Annotated in this window: 19 protein-coding genes; 6 read left to right on the top strand and 13 right to left on the bottom strand. The window is 50.1% G+C overall.

Annotation, left to right across the window (positions count from 1 at the left end):
* Nucleotides 1–56: 56 nt before the first annotated feature.
* From pyrE to ACW73I_RS02945, 3 genes are all read right to left on the bottom strand, one after another.
* Nucleotides 57–695, bottom strand: coding sequence for an orotate phosphoribosyltransferase (pyrE, locus tag ACW73I_RS02955; RefSeq protein WP_458027717.1), 639 nt, complete (start codon nt 693–695; stop codon nt 57–59).
* A 47-nt stretch (nt 696–742) separates the two neighbouring features.
* Entirely contained in the window at nt 743–1,873 is a 1,131-nt protein-coding gene (hemW, locus tag ACW73I_RS02950) for a radical SAM family heme chaperone HemW (protein WP_458027716.1), read from the bottom strand.
* Nucleotides 1,874–2,052: 179 nt separating this feature from the next.
* Nucleotides 2,053–2,493 carry a VOC family protein gene (locus tag ACW73I_RS02945; RefSeq protein WP_458027715.1) on the bottom strand — a complete coding sequence of 147 codons (441 nt, stop codon included), beginning with the start codon at nt 2,491–2,493 and terminating at the stop codon, nt 2,053–2,055.
* Between the two features lie 77 nt (nt 2,494–2,570).
* Between ACW73I_RS02945 and ACW73I_RS02940 the strand changes: the two genes are divergently transcribed.
* Complete coding sequence (locus tag ACW73I_RS02940) at nt 2,571–2,906, top strand: ASCH domain-containing protein (RefSeq protein WP_458027714.1); 336 nt, start codon at nt 2,571–2,573, stop codon at nt 2,904–2,906.
* On the opposite strand, the gene ACW73I_RS02935 is transcribed toward ACW73I_RS02940, so the two are convergent.
* The 7 genes from ACW73I_RS02935 to ACW73I_RS02905 all read right to left on the bottom strand — a co-directional run bounded on the left by ACW73I_RS02935 (nt 2,884) and on the right by ACW73I_RS02905 (nt 8,319).
* The gene (locus ACW73I_RS02935; RefSeq protein WP_458027713.1) at nt 2,884–3,645 is read right to left on the bottom strand and encodes an HvfC family RiPP maturation protein; all 762 of its coding nucleotides are present in this window, start codon (nt 3,643–3,645) and stop codon (nt 2,884–2,886) included. The genes ACW73I_RS02940 and ACW73I_RS02935 overlap by 23 nt on opposite strands.
* The gene (locus ACW73I_RS02930; protein ID WP_458027712.1) at nt 3,645–4,499 is read right to left on the bottom strand and encodes an HvfB family MNIO-type RiPP peptide maturase; all 855 of its coding nucleotides are present in this window, start codon (nt 4,497–4,499) and stop codon (nt 3,645–3,647) included. Before ACW73I_RS02930 ends, ACW73I_RS02935 begins: the two co-directional genes overlap by 1 nt.
* A 17-nt stretch (nt 4,500–4,516) precedes the next feature.
* Nucleotides 4,517–5,107 (bottom strand): hypothetical protein, encoded by a 591-nt coding sequence (locus ACW73I_RS02925; RefSeq protein WP_458027711.1) that lies wholly within the window; start codon nt 5,105–5,107, stop codon nt 4,517–4,519.
* 99 nt (nt 5,108–5,206) lie between these two features.
* Nucleotides 5,207–5,845, bottom strand: coding sequence for an endonuclease III (gene nth, locus ACW73I_RS02920; RefSeq protein ID WP_458027710.1), 639 nt, complete (start codon nt 5,843–5,845; stop codon nt 5,207–5,209).
* A gap of 125 nt (nt 5,846–5,970) precedes the next feature.
* Nucleotides 5,971–7,281 carry a methanethiol oxidase gene (gene mtoX / locus ACW73I_RS02915; protein WP_458027709.1) on the bottom strand — a complete coding sequence of 437 codons (1,311 nt, stop codon included), beginning with the start codon at nt 7,279–7,281 and terminating at the stop codon, nt 5,971–5,973.
* Nucleotides 7,282–7,338: 57 nt separating this feature from the next.
* Nucleotides 7,339–7,611: a DUF4242 domain-containing protein gene (locus ACW73I_RS02910; RefSeq protein WP_458027708.1), complete on the bottom strand. Its 273-nt coding sequence runs from the start codon at nt 7,609–7,611 to the stop codon at nt 7,339–7,341.
* Nucleotides 7,612–7,722: 111 nt separating this feature from the next.
* Nucleotides 7,723–8,319, bottom strand: coding sequence for a TetR family transcriptional regulator C-terminal domain-containing protein (locus ACW73I_RS02905; RefSeq protein WP_458027707.1), 597 nt, complete (start codon nt 8,317–8,319; stop codon nt 7,723–7,725).
* 192 nt (nt 8,320–8,511) lie between these two features.
* Here ACW73I_RS02905 and ACW73I_RS02900 point away from each other — a divergent pair, with 192 nt between their 5' ends.
* Together ACW73I_RS02900 and ACW73I_RS02895 are read left to right on the top strand one after the other, a co-directional pair.
* Nucleotides 8,512–9,105: a hypothetical protein gene (locus ACW73I_RS02900; RefSeq protein WP_458027706.1), complete on the top strand. Its 594-nt coding sequence runs from the start codon at nt 8,512–8,514 to the stop codon at nt 9,103–9,105.
* Nucleotides 9,106–9,143: 38 nt separating this feature from the next.
* On the top strand, nt 9,144–10,709 hold the full coding sequence (locus tag ACW73I_RS02895; RefSeq protein WP_458027705.1) for a bifunctional aminoglycoside phosphotransferase/ATP-binding protein: 1,566 nt from the start codon (nt 9,144–9,146) through the stop codon (nt 10,707–10,709).
* Between the two features lie 72 nt (nt 10,710–10,781).
* Here the strand turns inward: ACW73I_RS02895 and ACW73I_RS02890 are convergent, their stop codons facing one another.
* A complete protein-coding gene (locus ACW73I_RS02890; RefSeq protein ID WP_458027704.1) occupies nt 10,782–12,041 on the bottom strand; it encodes a TIGR03862 family flavoprotein in 1,260 nt (419 codons plus the stop codon).
* A 183-nt stretch (nt 12,042–12,224) separates the two neighbouring features.
* Between ACW73I_RS02890 and ACW73I_RS02885 the strand changes: the two genes are divergently transcribed.
* From ACW73I_RS02885 to ACW73I_RS02875, 3 genes are read left to right on the top strand one after another with little or no spacing between them, the layout of a single operon-like run.
* A complete protein-coding gene (locus ACW73I_RS02885; RefSeq protein WP_458027703.1) occupies nt 12,225–14,261 on the top strand; it encodes a TonB-dependent receptor plug domain-containing protein in 2,037 nt (678 codons plus the stop codon).
* Between the two features lie 10 nt (nt 14,262–14,271).
* Nucleotides 14,272–14,790: a YfiR family protein gene (locus ACW73I_RS02880; RefSeq protein ID WP_458027702.1), complete on the top strand. Its 519-nt coding sequence runs from the start codon at nt 14,272–14,274 to the stop codon at nt 14,788–14,790.
* A complete protein-coding gene (locus ACW73I_RS02875; RefSeq protein WP_458027701.1) occupies nt 14,787–16,697 on the top strand; it encodes a response regulator in 1,911 nt (636 codons plus the stop codon). Before ACW73I_RS02880 ends, ACW73I_RS02875 begins: the two co-directional genes overlap by 4 nt.
* A 22-nt stretch (nt 16,698–16,719) precedes the next feature.
* Here the strand turns inward: ACW73I_RS02875 and ACW73I_RS02870 are convergent, their stop codons facing one another.
* Both ACW73I_RS02870 and argS read right to left on the bottom strand, forming a co-directional pair.
* Nucleotides 16,720–17,373, bottom strand: coding sequence for an SPOR domain-containing protein (locus ACW73I_RS02870; protein WP_458027700.1), 654 nt, complete (start codon nt 17,371–17,373; stop codon nt 16,720–16,722).
* Complete coding sequence (gene argS, locus ACW73I_RS02865; protein ID WP_458027699.1) at nt 17,373–19,133, bottom strand: arginine--tRNA ligase; 1,761 nt, start codon at nt 19,131–19,133, stop codon at nt 17,373–17,375. The genes ACW73I_RS02870 and argS overlap by 1 nt, the downstream gene beginning before the upstream one ends.
* Between the last annotated feature and the right edge of the window lie 36 nt (nt 19,134–19,169).

The following is a 19,169-nucleotide window of genomic DNA, read 5'->3' as shown; positions in this document are numbered from 1 at the left end:
AATCAAGGGATAATTGTAGACTAAATACCAAGAAGCGGTAGATGATCGAACCAATGCTAAATGCCGTACTGTTCGCGATACGAACGAATCACCGGCAATTTATCGGCATAATCGTGGTCTCGTTCAATAAATTCGATAATTTCGGCTAATGAAATAATCGAGACAACCGGGATATCGAATTTACTTGAAACCTCTTGTACGGCGGACAAGTCGTTACCGCCTTTTTCCTGCCTGTCCAATGCGATAAGCACGCCGCCCACTTTCGCACCCGCGTTGCGGATGATATCGACGGACTCGCGCACTGAAGTCCCCGCCGTAATCACGTCGTCCAATATCCAAACCTTACCGCGCAGCGGAGCGCCTACCAACACGCCGCCTTCGCCGTGATCCTTGGCCTCCTTACGGTTGAACGCAAAGGGAATGTCGTTTTTCAAGCGGGAATAGGCGATCGACGTGGTACTAACTAACGGGATGCCCTTGTAAGCAGGACCATATAACACGTCCACGCCTACATCGGCATTGATCAGCGCTTGAGCGTAGAATTGACCGAGCTTGTCCAATTGAGCGCCGGTATTGAATAAACCGGTATTGAAAAAATACGGACTGATACGGCCGGATTTTAAGGTAAATTCCCCAAATTTAAGAACGCCGCAGTCAAGGGCTAAGGTAATGAACTGTTTTTGATAGTCAAGCATCTGAGTTTTCCGAGCGGTCTGGGGAAAAAATTATAACCCGAGGCCGATCACGGGACGAATTTTTCCAGGGTTTCATCGAGAAAATCCCAACCCTTATCCGAACAGCGTATTTGTTGATACTGTTTAATCAATAAGCCTTGATCGATGCACCGGGTCAAGGCCGGCTCCAAATGATCGGGTGTTAGTCCGGTTCGTGCCGGAAAGTCGGTCAAATGAAAACCGTCTTTCAATCGCAGATAATTCATCATGAATTCCAGTGGCAGCTGTTGCGCCGCAATGGTTTCTAAGATCGATAACGAGCACCGTGCCAAATATTGCTCCGGATGCTTGGTCTTAGCCGTACGGAAAATGCTGTTGGGCATGGCTGAGCTGATTTTGCCGTGCGCACCGGCCCCTATACCCAAATAGTCGCCAAACTGCCAATAATTACGATTATGCCGGCACTGAAAGCCATTTCTTGCGTACGCCGAAACTTCGTACTGCGCATAACCCTGATCGGCCAATACTGCCTGACAAGCTTTTTGCATCGCATAGATAGCTTCGTCTTCCGGCAATTTGGGCGGAAACCTATGAAAATAGGTGTTCGGTTCCAATGTGAGCTGATAAAACGAAATATGCGTTGGATTTAACGATATCGCTGTTTGAATGTCGGCCTCAGCCTCAGCATTTGTTTGTTCCGGCAGACCGAACATCAAATCCAGATTCAGATTGTCGAAGCCGGCTTGATGGGCAATCTCCGCCGCCTTGAGCGCTTCTTGCGAATTATGCACGCGACCCAGTTTTTTCAAATGCCTGTCGTTAAAGCTTTGTATGCCGATAGACAAACGATTGATGCCCAGTTGGCGGAAAGCCTTGAACTTAGCGCTTTCAAAAGTCCCGGGATTGGCTTCCAACGTGATCTCGCAGTCCGGCGTCAATTCCACGCCTTGTCTAACCCCTTCAAGCAACAAAAATAAACTATCGGGCGAAAACAAACTAGGGGTACCACCGCCCATGAATATGCTGCGGATTGGTCGGGCATCGGGCAACAAGGCAAGGTCGCCGGCCAAATCCGCCAACAACGCATCGACATAGCGTATTTCAGGAATGCCGGTTGTTACCGCATGCGAATTAAAATCGCAATAGGGGCATTTTTGGATACACCAGGGGAAATGAATATAAAGACTCAGTGGGGGCAACGATTATTCCTGAGGATTTGAATCAACGAAAGTAAAGATTTCGCGATAGCCTTAGACAACGGATTAGTCGCACGAAACACAAAAAGAACCGATTTCCTTAAGAGAGCCGTTTGCAGCAAGAATTGTTTTACGGCTCCTCCGGCCCCGCTTCAGGAATTAAACGCCCGTTGTTCCCGTACTCACCAGCTACCGGTATTTGACATAGACGCCCAAGGCTCTTGTACCGGCAAGGCCTCGCCTTTTTGCAGCAATTCGATTGAAATCTGATCCGGTGAGCGAATAAATGCCATCCAGCCATCGCGAGGCGGCCGATTGATAGTAACGCCCTGTTCCATCAGTTTTTCACAAACACGATAAATATCGTCCACTTCAAATGCCAAATGGCCGAAGTTGCGTCCGCCTGTGTACTGTTCGGGATCCCAGTTATGGGTCAGTTCCAATAGCGGCGCATGGTTTTCGCCGGCCTGTTGCTCATCTCCCGGCGCGGCTAGATAAACCAGCGTGAAACGCCCGGCTTCGCTATCCATGCGCTTAACTTCCAACAAACCTAGTTTATTACAGTAAAAGTCCAGAGATTCTTCCAAGTTGTTAACACGAACCATAGTGTGTAAATAACGCATTGCTAGCCTCCAGTTTGTAAAAGCCAGTGCATTATGAGCGATAATGCGGCACTTGGCTAACCTAAACGAAATCGAAAATGAACGAATACCCGAACAAAACCTGTGACATTGAGCGCTTGGTCCGCCACCCGAAATTGGTTGCGGCCGCGTTGAGCGGACAAAAAACCCAACAGCGCCGCGACGGACTATATGCCTATCCAGGAGAGACTTTTATACTGGAAGGTGTCGAATTCGTCGTAACCGGCGTCGATAGGCAACGGATAGGCGATATGACCGATGAAGATGCGCGGGCCGAAGGTTATCCCAATCTGATGATGTATAAAGACATGATATTAAAAATGCACGCCAACATGGAATGGAACGAAGACGGCCTGGTTTGGGTGCACCGTTTCAAACGGCACCGGCCGGAATAAGGATGTCTTTAGCGGCCAACTCCCGTAGGGCTTGTAATCCGAATGTATGTAGCCTTTCCGAATCGATTTGTTGAGCCCAGCCGTTTGCCAATGTTTGCAGGCTATCCGCGCCGCTGATACCGGGTTGCTGCTCGATGTGTTGCAGCAAACGGTAGGTCAGGGCGGTCGTTCGCATAAAATGCACATCGTCCTCCCTATCCCTATAAACCACCAAATAACTGGGTTGTTCGCAGGGTTCCTGCGGTAAAAAATCCGGGCTGATGCGTTCGACCGGATAACGATAGGCCAACGGCAAAGCCAGCGGCGACAGTGCTATCGCGCGTCTTAGAATGTCGCCGGCAAAAGCCGCATCGCCGAATACCGGCTCTTCCCGGGCAATCGACAAGGCCATTTCCACCCATTCGTAATGGGCTAGCTCAACTAAAAACGGAAAATCGCCGGCTTCGTTCCGCTCGTTTTGCAAATAGTCCAAAAATTCCTCGGCGATTTCCGAAAAATGCGGCGTAGTACAGCGATGATTCAGATAAAAATCCTGCGCCAGCGCAAACCACTCGGCATCGCTATACAATTTACGAAGTACCGGAAAGTTGCTGCTCAACATGCTGTTGATATTGTTGAAAAACAATTCGCGGTAGACGGCCATGCGTTTGGGATCGACATTGGCGGGCACCGGCATGTTGTCCGGATCGCGGATGAAGGCGGCAAATTGTGCCTGAATGACGCTGAAATCCGTAGGCATTAGCCGGCCTGTTGATTTAAATGGCGAACTGCCCGGCGTTGTACGGTCCGTATGGTGTCGACTTCCTTCAGCAATTCGGCTAGCGGCGGAAGGTTGAAATCGCGTTCCAGCAAGGTTGGAAACACGCCGAAAATTTCATAGGCCTTGTCCAACAGCCTCCAAACCGGATCGATCACCAGTGCGCCATGGGTATCGACCAAAAAGTCCTCGGCCTCGACATAGTGGCCGGCGATATGAGCGTAAGCAATGCGCTCGCCCGGCATCTTTCGCAGGAATTCTTCGGCGTCGTAACCGTGGTTGACGCTGTTGACGTAGATATTGTTAATATCGATCAGTACGTTGCAATCCGCCTCTCGGACGACCGCGTTGAAGAAATCGATTTCGGACATTTCCGGGCACGGCGTCGCGTAATAGGAAATGTTTTCCATCGCAATCCGATGTTCCAAGATGTCCTGTACCCGGCGGACACGGGCAGCCACGTGTTTGACCGCCTCTTCGGTAAACGGCATCGGCATCAGGTCGTACAAATGACCTTCGTGGCTACAATAGCTCAAATGCTCACTGTAAAACTTGATACCGTGTTCGGCCATGAACTTCTTTAAGTCGTAGACGAACTTTTCATCCAGATCATCGCTGCTGCCGATCGATAAAGACAAACCGTGACAGACGAACTCGCAGCGTTCGGTCATGGCACGGAACTGTTTACCTGACCTACCGCCTATGGTCATCCAATTTTCCGGCGCCACTTCGTAAAAATCGACCTGGTCGGGAGGATTGCCGGCGATCTCGGGCAAAAACGAACGCCGCAATCCTAAACCCGCCAATTCCTTTTGTGAGGAATCCAGGCTATTCATCGCGATTAAAAAAGCAATTACTCTGTTTCGCTTTTTTCTTCTTCGGCTTCGCCTTTGGGCTCGGCACCTTTCATCATCGCACCGCAAGAGCTGTCACCGCTTTTCATCATCGCGCCACAAGAACCTTCTTCGCCCTTTTTGTCGCCGCCTTTCATCATCGCGCCGCAGCTGCCCTCTTCGGATTTTTCCGACTTATCGCCATGTTCCATGCCTTCCATACTGCCCATCATGCCGCACTTGCCTTCCTTACCTTTCATCATTTCGCCGCACATTGCTTCCATGCCTTTTTTCATTTTACCGCCCTCCATCATGCCGCCGCACATGCCTTCACCACAGGAACCTTCGGCTTTTTTGGTTTTCGGTGCTTCTTTTTTAACGGCGGGCGCCGCTTTCTTGGCGCCGGTAATTTTTCGGCCGTTGGCATCGGCTACGTTACCGCCACACGCACCGTGGCCGGTTTTATTGGATACTTCGGCGACCATGTAACCTGTAGACAATTCACTCATCGCAAACGGATTGCTTTCGGCATTGACGTTAGCTGCAAAACCGGAAATCATCGCGGTAGTACTCATGGCCAAAGTTAAAGGTGTTTTGTTAAATTTTTTCATGTTCTATCCTCTCGAATGATTTTTTTATTAGTTTAGCTAAGGCAAAATTAGCTTAAGACACCATAGCTTAATGGGAATTCTCAGTCTACCGTATTATGGTTACGGTGTTAGGGTTTTTTCTTTGAATTCGCATAAATCCACAATGCAACAACCGTAACATCGGGGTTTACGAGCCAGGCATACATAACGGCCATGCAAGATCAATAAATGGTGCGCATCTTTTTTATGTTCGGCCGGTACGGCTTTTTCCAGTTTTCTCTCGACTTCCAATACATTCTTGCCCGGCGCCAGGCCCGTACGATTAGACACTCTAAAAATATGGGTATCAACGGCGATAGTCGGATAACCGAAAGCCGTGTTTAAAATGACATTAGCGGTCTTGCGCCCCACGCCCGCCAAGGATTCTAACGCTTCACGCGTTCGCGGCACTTCGCCTCGATGGTGCTTAATCAATGCGGTGCACAATTTGATAATGTTGGCGGCCTTGCTGTTAAACAAGCCTATGGTCTTGATGTACTCCTTCAATCCTTCTTCACCTAAAGCCAAGATAGCCTTTGGCGTATTAGCAACCTGGAACAGTTTTTCGGTCGCTTTATTAACGCCTTTGTCGGTCGCTTGGGCGGACAGCACCACCGCAATCAGTAATTCAAACGGCGTACTGTAATTAAGTTCCGTGGTGGGTTCGGGTATCGCGGCCGCAAGTCGGTCGAAAATCTCCAATCGTGTCTTTTTATTCATGCGTGTCATCAATCCGTTTTTTGGCCGCAATGATACCGGAGTTCCGACCCGATCTGTCGGCACAAGGTCGATACCGCCAGGCATCGGTAAATCGATACAGTTGCCTGGCGGACTTGGACTGAGGGCTAAGACCCTTTGTTATACAAGGAATAGGCGCCGAAACGCATTTGATGCGCTCTGCCCAACTTCTCTTTGGTGAAGTCGATAGAGAATTGCTCGGTTAACTTTTGACCGTCCCAGCTATAAGCCTTGAAGAACTGTTCATTTTCCGGGCCTTTTTTGTCCCAGTTAGCCAACAAAGACGAGGTGTAATACAAGCGTTTGCCGTCCCAACTGGACGACACCATATTGACTTGAGCGCCGATTTTTTGCTCCAACACTTGTTTTGGATGGAACGGATCGCTGATATCGAAGCGGCGTGTTTTGCCGTCCATGAAGGTATTAACCCAAAGAGTCTTGTCGTCGCTGGAAATCGAGATATCCACCGGAAGCGGCACTTTACTCGGATCACCGATATCGGCCACCTCTTTAGCCTGCCATTCGCCCTTATCGTCCAGATAAATCAGCCAGATTTTCGAAGTCAATGCGGTACTGGTAAAGCAATAATCGTGGGATTGGCCCCAAGCGCAGCGGATTTCCAACGGCGCCCCCGGTACATCGAAGATTTTCTTCGGTTGGCGGGTGTGCAGGTTCCATTGGACCACGGTATTGCCGAAGTGCTTCATCGCTTCCGGGTCCGCCAGCATCTTGCCGAAGTCCATCATGTAATTGGACCAGCCGGTAAACGACGAAGTTAATAACAGGTTTTTACGCGGCAGAGCCCTAATGTCGTAATTATAACCGTCGGCATATTTGCCGGATTTGATGGCGCCTTGTAGGTTATCGTCGGTAGGAAGCCAGTAAGTGGCGATGTAATCACCGGCATTGTTGTATTCGACAATCGCGGTGCGGCCGCCGTGGTCCTTGTTGTTCGACAATCCGGTGATGATCATGCGGCCGGGTAGGGCATACAAGCTGTGCGGACCGACCACGCCGCCGCTTTTGGCAACAAAATCGGTGATCGTTTTGACCAGCTTAGGCTTGGCCGGATCGGTCGCCACGTCGAAGATGAAAATCTTGTTGGTGTCCAGACCGCCGGCCCACAGAAATTTTCTGTCGTCGGTAAAGTCGGAATGGTGAGCTTCATTGCGACCGCCGACCGAAAGGCTGGCGACTACTTTCCCGTATTTTGCCGATTGGGGATTGACGTCTATCGTGACCAGTTTGTCTTGCTCATCGCCGACGCCTTCCGAACCCAAAGTCCAGACGTAGACGAAATCCTCCTGGCCCGTGATTTTGGCCATGTATGGCGAGGCGCAGGTCTCGTCCGCGCCCGCCGATAAGCTGGCGGTACCGAGCATCAGCGCGGCGGCAAAAGTACTTAGTTTGAATGTCATGGTTTTCTCCCCCGAGAGTCAGTTTATGTGGTGCTCAACAATTGCAATCGCTATTCGTCAATCACCCGTTGTTGGATCGATGATGCCGGTGATCTGTTCAATCCGATTGGCCGGAAAGCCTCCTTGTTCCGCATGTTCGCGTATCGATTGCTTGTTATCGGCGATGTATATGCAATAAATTTTGTCGTTTGTGACATAACTGTGCAGCCACTGAATACGCGGTCCCATATCGTGCAGAATGCAGCACGATTTCTGCGCGATGCCTTGCAGTTCGGCCGGCGTTAGCTTACCCGCACCCGGAATGTCGCGTTCTATAATGAATTTCGGCATAAAGGCCTCCTTACAAATGACCGGTCGTTTATGTTTTCGACCTTAAAAACTGCCTGTCCGGCAGCACCGTTTCTAGCTCGCGCCAATTCGATTTTCCGAATCGAGGCCAAGCTAAGCCTTGAAATAATCGTCTAATAACTCATGACAAACCGCCAGCAAAGGTTCGACCGACTGTTCGACCTTCATTCGTAATAGCGCGCCTTGCCAACCGTTCAGCATCAAATCGGCCATGATCTTAGCGGATTTGTCCGTTCGCACCTTTCCTTCACGTTGACCGCGCTCCAGCGCCGATCTTTGCAATTCGCTATAGCGTTCGACTGCGCTCAACAAGGCAGCCCGGCATAGCGGACTGGTGTCGCCGATTTCGCCCATCAGGTTGCCCAATAGACAACCGCCTTTAAAACCCGTTTGTTCGACTTCCGCTATCAGTTCTCCGTAATAGCGCTTCAAGGCGGCAAGCCCATCCAATTCGGGATTTTGCAGGTGAGCGCTTAGCCGCCGAATAAAGGGCTCGATGTAATGATCGATCGCCTCGGCCGCAAATTGTTCCTTGCTTTTGAAATAGGCATAAAACGAACCTTTGGGAATCCGGACGGTATCCAGAATCTCTTTCAAGCCGCTGGCGTGATAGCCTTTTCCCAATAACAGATTCACGCCTTGATCCAGCAACCTATCTCTCTTGATTTGTTTCGGCGTTAAATTTTGCATAGGCATATTATGCGACCGGTCGTCTATATTTTCAAGCTGTTTTTCGCCTTCGCATGATTTTTGACTATTTCATTAAAAAACAATACCTTATTTAAGCTGAGATTTCACCGGTCTGGTACATTGCAAAATGCAAGTTCGCCTGTCGAATCGAAGAGCCTAAGCGGCATAACGTACTGTCACAGGAGAAGGATCATGCTTATTACCGAATTAGAAGCCGATTTCGATCATTTCTTATCACAGCGCAATACCCTGCTTGTCCGAGGCTTGGTGTTGTCGGTCGCCGGCGTAATCTTGACGGCGCTATCGATACTGGTTCCCGACGTTCGCATCATGTATCAAAGCAGCTCGTGGTTGCCTGTCGTATCGTTGGTGATTTTGGGTACCGGCATCATGGCCTATTTGGATGCCTATTTATGGCGGCACACCAAAGAGTTTTACGCCAATTTGCAAATAGGCAGCTTCGACACCGTTTTCGGCTTGATCATCCTGACCGAGCTGAATAAATCCGCCGACAAATTGCTGCTATTGGTATCGGCCTATTTGCTGATCAAGGGTATCTTTCGAATTCTGGCAGCCCACCGGGTACATTTTTCGCATTTTAGCGTCGCGACCTTCGGCGGCCTGATATCGGTCATCATGGGGCTGCTGCTTTGGCAGGAATGGCTGGGAAGCTCGATGTGGTTCATCTCTTTTTGCCTCAGCGTAGACATCATGACCCGCGGCTGGGCCTTGACTTGGTTCGGCATCTGGCTGAAAGCCCAATACGGACTGAGAAAACAGCCCTGACTAATTCCGTAGACTTCCGACAGCTTCCGACTAAGCTCATGATAAAAGCCGAAATTGATTGCAGACTGATAGACGCATTGCGCAACCCTTGCCGCTATCCTCACCCGGCCGAATCGGTGAAATTGCTGGAAACTCATATTTCCTGGGTGTTGTTGGCGGGAGACTACGTCTATAAAATCAAAAAGCCGGTGAATTTTGGATTTTTGGATTTCACCGAATTATCAATGCGGCTGTTCTTTTGCCATGAAGAATTGCGGCTAAACCGCCGTTTGGCGCCCGATTTATACCTGGACGTGATCGGTATCGGCGGCAGCGTCGAACAACCGATATTAGGCACCGAGCCGGCGTTTGAATATGCGGTAAAAATGCGCCGTTTCTCGGGGGAAATGTTGCTAGACCATTTGTTAACGCATGGCGGCTTGACGGTTCAACATATATTAAGCTTGGCGAAAACCATGGCCGAATTTCACGACCGATTGCCGCCCGCCGCCCCCGGTGCCGGCTATGGCGCCGCCGAGACCGTAGTCAAACCCGCCAGACAAAATTTTCAGCAATTATCCCAATTGCTGGATGAAGGCTATGCAAGCCGCCTGACCGATTTAAACGCATACAGCGAGCAAGAATACCGGCGTTGCCGGCAGTTTTTTACGCAGCGGCTGGAAAATGGCAGGATCAAAGAATGCCACGGCGATTTGCATTTAGGCAATATCGTCTTGCTGAATTCCAAGCCAACGCCATTCGACGGTATCGAGTTCAACCCGGATTTGCGTTGGATAGACGTCATTAACGACATCGCGTTTTTGTTGATGGACTTGCTGCACCGGAAACGCCCGGATTTGGCTTTTGCGTTTCTAAACGCTTATCTGGAAGCACACGGCGATTATGAGGGACTTGACGTTTTGCGATTTTATTTAAGCTACCGTGCCTTGGTCATGGCGAAGGTGGCGGCGATTCGCGCAGCCCAGTTAGGCGAGACCGCTTTAGAGCGTTGCGATAGCTACCTTAGCCTGGCCGAAAGCTTTTACGCGCCCAAAAAACCGGTCCTGATGATCACGTGCGGTTTACCGGGCAGCGGCAAAACCACGGTAGCGCAAATCGTCATAGAAAAGTTCCAGGCGATACGTATACGTTCCGATATAGAACGCAAACGTCTGTTCGGTTTGCAGGCGCAACAGCGCAGCCAGTCCGAACTCAATAGCGGCATCTATACGGCCGAAGCGACCGCACAAACCTACAGTCGCTTACTCGATCTGAGCCGGCTGATTTTGCGAAACGGTTTCAATGTCGTCGTCGATGCCGCATTTTTAAAGCGGCGGGAACGTAAACTGTTTCAAGCCCTAGCTGAAGAAACGGGGCTAGCTTTCGTGATATTAAACGTTGTCTGCGACGAACCTATCCTGCGCCGGCGCATCCGCCGCCGCTACGCTACGGGAAGCGATGCGTCGGAAGCCGATGTCGATGTTTATGAAAAACTTAAAAGCGCCTGTGAACCGCTGCGCGACGACGAACAAGATTGCGTTTTACGGGTGATCAATAATGCCGATGCATCCCGGTTGGAACAATCCGATATTTGGAAAAAACTGGAAACGCTGACCGAATATTGATGGCGGACTGCCAACTTGAAATTCTGAAAAACCGGCGTTTGCGGAAGGTTTCAAGCATTACCCGGCTTCCGGTCATTGCCGGTTCAGCCAATTCAACGCGCCTAAGCCCGCCCATAAGCCCGTCGCAAAGCAGGCGGTAAGCAAATAGCCTCCGGTAGGCGCCTCCCAATCAAGCATTTCTCCCGCTATGAAAACACCGGGGCGCATCGTCAGCATAAGATTTTGATCGAGGTTGCTGAAAGATAAGCCGCCGGCCGTGCTGATCGCTTCCGCCAGCGGCCGAGTTGCACCGACCGTTATCGGCAGCGCCTTGATCGTCTTGGCCAGCAGAGCCGCATCGGCAAATTGGTCTTTATTAAGCACCTCGCGCAATAAAGCAACCTTGGTGCTATTAAGACCGACACGACTTTTCAAATAACTGGACATAGACCGCGACCCGTGCGGCTGGTTGAGCACCGAAAACACACGAACTTCGTCCCGCCCGGGCGCCAGATCCAAATGTAAAGTGGCACTACCGTAGCGATGCAAATGCTCGCGTAGGCGCTGCGAAAATGCATAGATCAGACTACCTTCCAGGCCGTTCGCGCTAATGATCAATTCGCCCTGTCGCCGCTCGGTTTGGCCATTAACATCGCTGAATGTCAGCGCGACTGATTTGAGTGGCGCCCCCGCGTATTTTTCGCGCAGATAGGCGCTCCATGCGACCTCGAACCCACAATTCGCGCTTTGTAAGGCCGCGATCTGTACGCCTGCCGATCGTAACAGCGCCACCCAAGCGCCATCGGAACCCAATTGCGGCCAGCTTGCGCCACCGAGCGCCAATACCGTAACGTCCGGCTTAATCGAGATTTCGCCGACCGGATTGGCCAGTCTCAATGCACCGCCAGCATCCCAGCCAAGCCAGCGATGTCGCGCGTGCAGGTGTACGCCGGTACTGCGCAGGCGATGTAGCCATGCCCGCAACAACGGCGCCGCTTTCATTTGCTTAGGAAACACGCGTCCGGAACTACCGACAAAAGTCTCGATACCCAATTCATGCACCCATTTACGTAGCGCGCTCGGCGGTAAACGTTCCAACATGGCTTGCAGTTGCTTCCGCCGACGGCCATAGCGGGTACAGAAAGTCTGGAAATCTTCGCTATGGGTGATATTCAAACCGCCGACACCCGCTTGTAGAAACTTGCGCCCGAACGATGGCATGGCATCGTAAATATCGACCCGCAATCCTCCATGGCTCAAGGCTTCGGCGGCCATCAATCCGGCCGGTCCGCCGCCGATAACCACGGCCCGCGGAATCGGGTGCTTGGATGATGGTTGGCTAAAATCAGACATGTCAATTGGTAATTCGGGTCACGCCCATGAATGGCCTTACTAATTTGTGTTATCGAACGACGCGCTTGTAATCAAATGCCGATAAAAAGTTACATTGAGTTCTCCAAATGCGTCAACATTTATAACGAAACGAATTCAGTCACTTATAATCAGTACGATTAACTTTTTTCCTAGACTCGAAAAATGCTGAACTTGACAAGCCGATATCTGATAGCGTCATTTATTTTTCTACTGTTTCCAGCATACAAACCAACCGCCGCCGCAGAACGTTCTGAGGAAGCCATCCGGTCGACTAAAGAATTATTGCCGTTAAGTTGGGAAGAACTGAACGAACTTAACGTTTCCGGTCTTGCCCGGCAAGAACAATCGGTTAAAAACAGTCCGGCTGCGGCATTTGTCATTACTTCCGAAGACATACGCCGGTCCGGGGTTGTCAGTTTACCCGAAGTACTAAGAATGGTGCCAGGGATGGACGTCGCCAAAATCAATGCCTGGAACTGGGCCGTCAGTGCGCGCGGATTTAATGATCTATATGCGAACAAATTACAGGTCATGATTGATGGCCGCAGCATATACGACCCCCTGGTAAGCGGCGTCTATTGGGGGCAACAAAATCCCATGCTGCAAGACATAGAGCGAATCGAAGTGCTACGCGGCCCCAGCGGCAGTTTATGGGGGGCCAATGCGGTTAACGGCACGATCAATATCGTGACTCGTTCGGCGCGCGACACCGTCGGAGGACTTTTATTCGGCGGCGGCGGCAGCGAAGACAAGGGTTTCGGCGGTATGCGTTACGGCGTGAAGTTGTCCGAATCGACCTATATGCGCGGCTCGATGAATACCATTTATCGCGATGAGAGCGTGGACTTATCAGGCAATCGAGGCACGCATGACAACGGAAATGCTCAAAACGCCAATTTCCGTCTCGACACCCAACTGACCGAACGCGACGATTTGATGATCGAAGCGAATGTATCGCGCTTCCGCCAACACGGGTATTTCTTCGGTGTATCTTCGCCAACCCCGCCGTTATGGCAACAGGATGATTTTGGCAGGGACGGCATGATGGGCAGCCTACAAGGCAGCTGGCAGCATCAAAGCGACAGCGGCCACCATACAAATTTAGGCATGTCGTTTACCCAATCCAACTGGAATTTGTCGGTGAATAATATCAACCGGTCGCATTATGTATTGGATTTCGAGCATGCTGTTCCGGCATACGAAGGCCACCACCTCATGTGGGGCCTGAATTACCAAATGATACATGATTACTTCGACAATACGCTGACATTGAGTTTTGACCCCTCCGAATTCACCCAACACAATATCGGTGTGTTTTTACAGGATACCTACGACATAAACGACGAACTCAAATTGATAGTCGGAAACCGCGTGGAGCATTTTACTTACACCGGTTGGGAGACCGAACCGAATCTTCGTTTGCTATGGATACCGAATAAACAACACAGCCTATGGGCGGCGGCATCGAGAGCCGTGGTGCTGCCCAATAGGGCCCAACACAGCATCCGTTTATTCAAGCCCATTCCCGGAACAAGCGACCCTTATGAGTTCGTTGAGGCGGTCGCCAATCCGGACATGAAAACGGAAAATCTGTTGTCCTTCGAATTGGGCTGGCGTTGGCTGATAACGAGCGGATTGGACATCGATACCGCGCTGTTTTACAACATCTACGATAGGATGCAGGGCACGAAATTTACCGGATCGTACGATGACCCTAACTTCGGTGTCGTCAAAGAAGCCACCGTAGGCAATTACAGACAGGTAAACAGCTATGGCCTTGAACTAGCCGCCAACTACCGAATCAACCACGATTGGCGTCTGCAGGCATCCTACACGGCCAATCATTTCGACGTCGACTACGACCAAAGCGAACCTTGGTTTCGCGATCCGTTAACCGAGCAAAATTTCAACCCTAAGCATATCCTTTCGTTTCGTTCTTTATTAAATCTGACTAATGAGATCGAATTTGATGCTTGGGTTCGTTATGTCGATCGGCTTTATATCGACCAGCGTACGATCCAGGACTATTTTACCTTGGATCTGCGTTTAGGGTGGCATCCCCATAAAGACTTGGAATTTTCCGTTAGCGGGCAAAATTTGCTGGACAATCAACATCCGGAATTTAGCGATGCTTTATATATTCCGGTTGCCAGTCAAATTCAGCGCGCTTACTTAGCGCAAATCACCTGGCATTTTTGAGCGCATCACTGTGTTCTCTAAGGCGCTAAAAATTCTCGTATTCGGCATAGCCTGCGGCTGGTCTGCAAGCTCTTGTGCTACCGGTAACGAAGGCGTCAACCGCGAATATCAGTTGAAAACGGCCTACCTGCTGCATTTTGCGGAGTTAACGGAATGGCCCGAATCCACATCTATCACGATTTGTTTACAAGGGCATGGTCCGATTGAAACTTATCTACCGGCATTGAATGGCGTCAAAGCTCACGATCAAACCATACAGGTTCTGTTAGGCGATCATCCATTGATCCAACAGTGCCAAATCCTATTTCTTAGCGAAGCCGACACCCTAAGTAAGTCGCTTTTAACGGAAGCCAAGAGTCACCATGTGCTATTGGTAAGCGATACCGACGACTTTGCCCGGAACGGCGGCATGATTCAATTCACCTTACGCGACAACAAGCTAAAGCTCGTTGTGAATTTAACTTCAGTAAAAGAAGCGGGATTAAAGTTAAGCTCGAAACTGCTACGCATGGCGGAAATATTAGAATGAAGCAGATGAAAAGACATCGGGTTTCCATCACGGAAAAGTTATCCAAAACGCTTGGCCTCATGGCAGTTATTACGCTGTTAATGGCGACGTTTACCCTTTCGATACGCGAGTACAAGGAACTGCGAAACAAACTGGATAAAAAACTGACGCTCACGGCAGATATGATCGGACAAAATAGCTGTGTCGCCCTGCTATTTGAAGACAAACGGACTGCGCAAGAAATCCTGAGCGCTTTGGAACACGACTCAGAAATCGTCAACGCGATCATCCACGATACATCAGGTGAAATTTTCGCGGCTTATTCAAACGCCAATGCCGATATGCCCAAGCATTGGCCGCCGTTTCTTCCGCGTACCTACAAGGTCAACCGGCCGATTTTTCACGACAACCGTAATTTTGTCGGAAACATAACGCTCACGGTAGATTTATATAAACCCTATCTGACCTTGATAAGCGATACCGCGTCCGACTCCGCCATCGTTTTAATCGCTTTAAGCACGGCCGCTCTATTCGTATTGCGGGTACAACGCTCCTTGCTGCGGCCCATATTGCAATTGGCCGATACGGCGCGTCAAATCGAGAAAAACCAGGATTACAGCATACGCTCTAACTACTCCGGTAACGATGAAATCCGCGACTTGTCCGATGCCTTTAACAGCATGTTGGTACAGATTCAGCAAAACGAAGCTTTTCTTGAAAATAAGGTTCTTCTAAGAACTCAAGAATTAGAAGTTGCGAAACAGGAGGCAGAGAAGGCGAATCAGGCTAAGAGTGAATTTTTGGCCAATATGAGTCACGAGATCCGCACGCCGATGAATGCAATCATCGGTTTGGTGGAGCTCTGCCTGAATAGCCAGTTAACCGCTAAGCAGCGTGAATACTTACAGAGACTGGAAACTTCTTCGCGTTCGCTAATGACGATCATTGACGACATCTTGGACTTTTCCAAGATGGAAGCCGGCAAAATGCAATTGGAAAATATTCCGTTTGTATTGGAAGAAATGCTGGAACAAGTCTATGCGACGATGTCGCAATTATCCGCCCGCAAAGGCCTTAAACTGATCCACCCGCATTCCGACCAATCCCATGCGGTGATAGGCGATCCGCATCGCCTAAGGCAGGTTTTGATTAATTTGATCGGCAATGCGATCAAATTTACCGAACAAGGTGAAGTCCGCATCAGTTTGAAAGAGCTCAGTCGCGGAGCGCAGCACATTTGCCTGGAGTTCTGCATTTTCGATACCGGCATCGGCATCAGCGCCGAACAACAAAAACGGCTATTTCAGGCATTCTCGCAAGGCGATAGCAGCATCACGCGCAATTATGGCGGCACCGGACTCGGATTAGTCATCTCGAAACAGCTAATCGAACAAATGGGAGGCAACATCCGCCTGATCAGTACCGAAAATGTCGGCACGAGTTTCATCTTTACCATCACTCTCGGCGTCACCGAACTGCCTCGTTCCAAATCCGAGCAGCCGAACTCATCTCCTCCTCCGCAGACGAATCGACAGTTACAAGCGCTTCAAGGCGCTCGCGTTTTACTGGTGGAAGATAATGAAATCAACCGGATTGTAGTGGTGGAATTATTAGAAAAACTGCAAATGCAAATCGATGTGGCTGAAAACGGTCTGATTGCTCTGAATAAATTACGTTCAAACCGCTATGATTGCGTATTGATGGACGTGCAGATGCCGGTGATGGATGGCTATTTAGCCACGCGGCGATTAAAAGAAATTGAAGCGTGTAAAGACTTGCCGGTGATCGCAATGACCGCAAATGCCCGCGAAGAGGACAAGAATCAATGCCTTAATGCGGGTATGGTCGATTACATCAGCAAACCGATTCTACCGGCAACTTTGTATTCCATATTATATAAATGGATCAAACCTATCCGGCTTATCTGAAGCGATTAAGCGATCGGCAAGATCACTTGCCTTGCTCCGTGACTATCACGCCGATACCGTTCTTTTGCAGCAACTCTTTGATGGTGGAAACGCTGGACGGGTTGTCATAAGGGCCTATTTTGACCCGGTGCCATATCACATTGCCCACCTTGGCCTTTTCGATCCAGGATTCTATGCCCAATAATGCCAGCTTAGCTTTATGCCGCTCGGCTTCGGCTTCTTCGCGAAAGGATCCGGCCTGCATGACATATTTTGCCACTTTGGTTTTTCCTACGAATTCCTCGCGCACTCTGCTTTGAATTTCATAGTCCGGTATTACCGTCTCGGCCTGCGGCAGAATCGTATAAAAATCGTATCGCGGTTCTTTTAACTGCTCCGGCTCGGACTCGGACTGCGGTCCGATTTTATGATCCGGCGTAGATTGGACCGACATTTGGCTCTCGATCGGTAGCGCCTGCTTAACGGTTTGATCCGGCTGACTTGTCACCTCGGCGCCCGGTTTACCGGTAACCAGTTCGGCCACCATACTACGCACCATATTTAGGAAAACCACGAAAGCGACGATCAGTGCAATAACTAAAAGCCAGCGCCACCACACGGTTTGCGCTTTCCGGTCTACGCTTCGTTTTCCGCCGTATCGGCTGTTTTGGGCGCGATGTTTATAGTCTCTGGCCATTACATCGATTCTGGAGCATGAATTTTCAACAAATTTAGCGCATTGGCCAGTACCTGTCTGACCGCGCAGATCAGATTAAGGCGAGCATTGCACAACGCTTCTTCATCCACCAAAAATTGATGGGCGTTGTAATAACAGTGAAACTGGTTGGCCAAATCGCGCAAATAATGAATCAGCTGATGCGGCTCGTGATTGACTGCCGCACGTTCAACAATTTCGGGATATTTGGATAGCGAAGTCAATAACTCGAGTTCATGCGACTCCGTCAGCAAATTCGAATGCTTCATGCCCAAGTTGATATCGCGCGCCCGGCCTTTCTCGTCCAACTGGCGCAATACGCTGCAAACCCGGGCATGCGCGTATTGCACGTAGTAGACCGGATTTTCATTGGTGCGGGATGTCGCCAGTTTCAGGTCGAAATCCATATGTTGCTCGGACTTGCGCATCACATAAAAGAATCGGCAAGCATCTTTGCCGACTTCGTTGCGTAATTGCCTCAACGTTACAAACTCGCCGGAACGGGTAGACATTTGCACTTTTTCGTCTCCCCGGTACAACACTGCAAACTGGACCAATAAGACTTTTAATTTAGCCTCGTCGGCACCCAAGGCTTGCATGGCCGCTTTTACCCTCGGAATATAGCCGTGGTGGTCCGCTCCCCAGATATTTACGATTTGATCGAAGCCGCGGTCCAGCTTATTCATATGATAGGCGATATCGGACGCGAAATAAGTGGTTTGCCCATTGTCGCGCACCACCACCCGGTCTTTTTCATCGCCCAATCGGCTGGAGGCAAACCAAGTCGCACCATCGCGCTGATACAAATAACCGGCCTGCTCTAAGCGTTGCAACGCTTGTCTTATCGAGCCATCGTCCATCAACAAGCGTTCGGAAAACCAATTTTGATAATCGACACCAAACTCTTGAAGATCGTCCTTAATGTCCGCCAGAATTTGGTCCAGTCCGGCGGCGAATACCTCGTTATAGTGCGAAGGTCCCAATAACGCTTTGGTTCTTTCAATCAGTGCGTCGATATGCTTTTCCTTATCGCCGCCTTGATGTTCGTCGGGCGGAACATTCGCTAAAACCAGTTCGGCCGAGCGGTGATACTCTTTACCCGCGTTTTTGTGCAGGTTAAAGGCGATCTCGCGCACGTATTCGCCACGGTAAGCGTTGCTGGGGAAGGGCAATACTTCACCGCATTCTTCCAAATAACGTAACCAGACACTGGTCGCTAAAATGTCCATCTGCCGTCCGGCATCGTTGACATAATATTCGCGTTCGACTTCGAAACCCACGGCTTCCAACAAATCCGCAACTGCCGAACCGTATGCCGCACCTCGGCCATGCCCCACGTGCAAAGGTCCGGTTGGATTAGCCGATACGAATTCGACCTGAATGCGTTGACCGGCACCGATCGTGCTCAAACCGAATTCCGGACCGGCATCGTGGATTTGCTTGACGATCTGGAATTGGTTGTCCGGGTTGATAAAGAAATTGATAAAACCGGGACCGGCAATCTCAACCTTACTGACCAGATTATCCTCCGGGATTTCGGCGGCGATTTTTTCCGCCAGTTGCCGCGGCGCGGTCTTGGCGACTTTGGCCAGCGACATTGCCAAGTTGGTCGCGAAATCGCCATGTTGCGCGTCGCGAGCGCGTTCCAAGTTGATTTGCACGGCTAATTCACGATCAAGAATACCTTGCTTTTTCAGGGCTTCAACAGCGTGTTGCAACAGGTATTCGAGTTTGTGTTTCATTTTCGGTGCAAAAAGTGTGGAAAAAATGAGGTTTAT

Source organism: Methylomonas sp. MgM2, from assembly GCF_054172045.1.
Note: the sequence above shows the minus strand (reverse complement) of the source record. Positions and strands in the feature narration are given on the sequence as shown.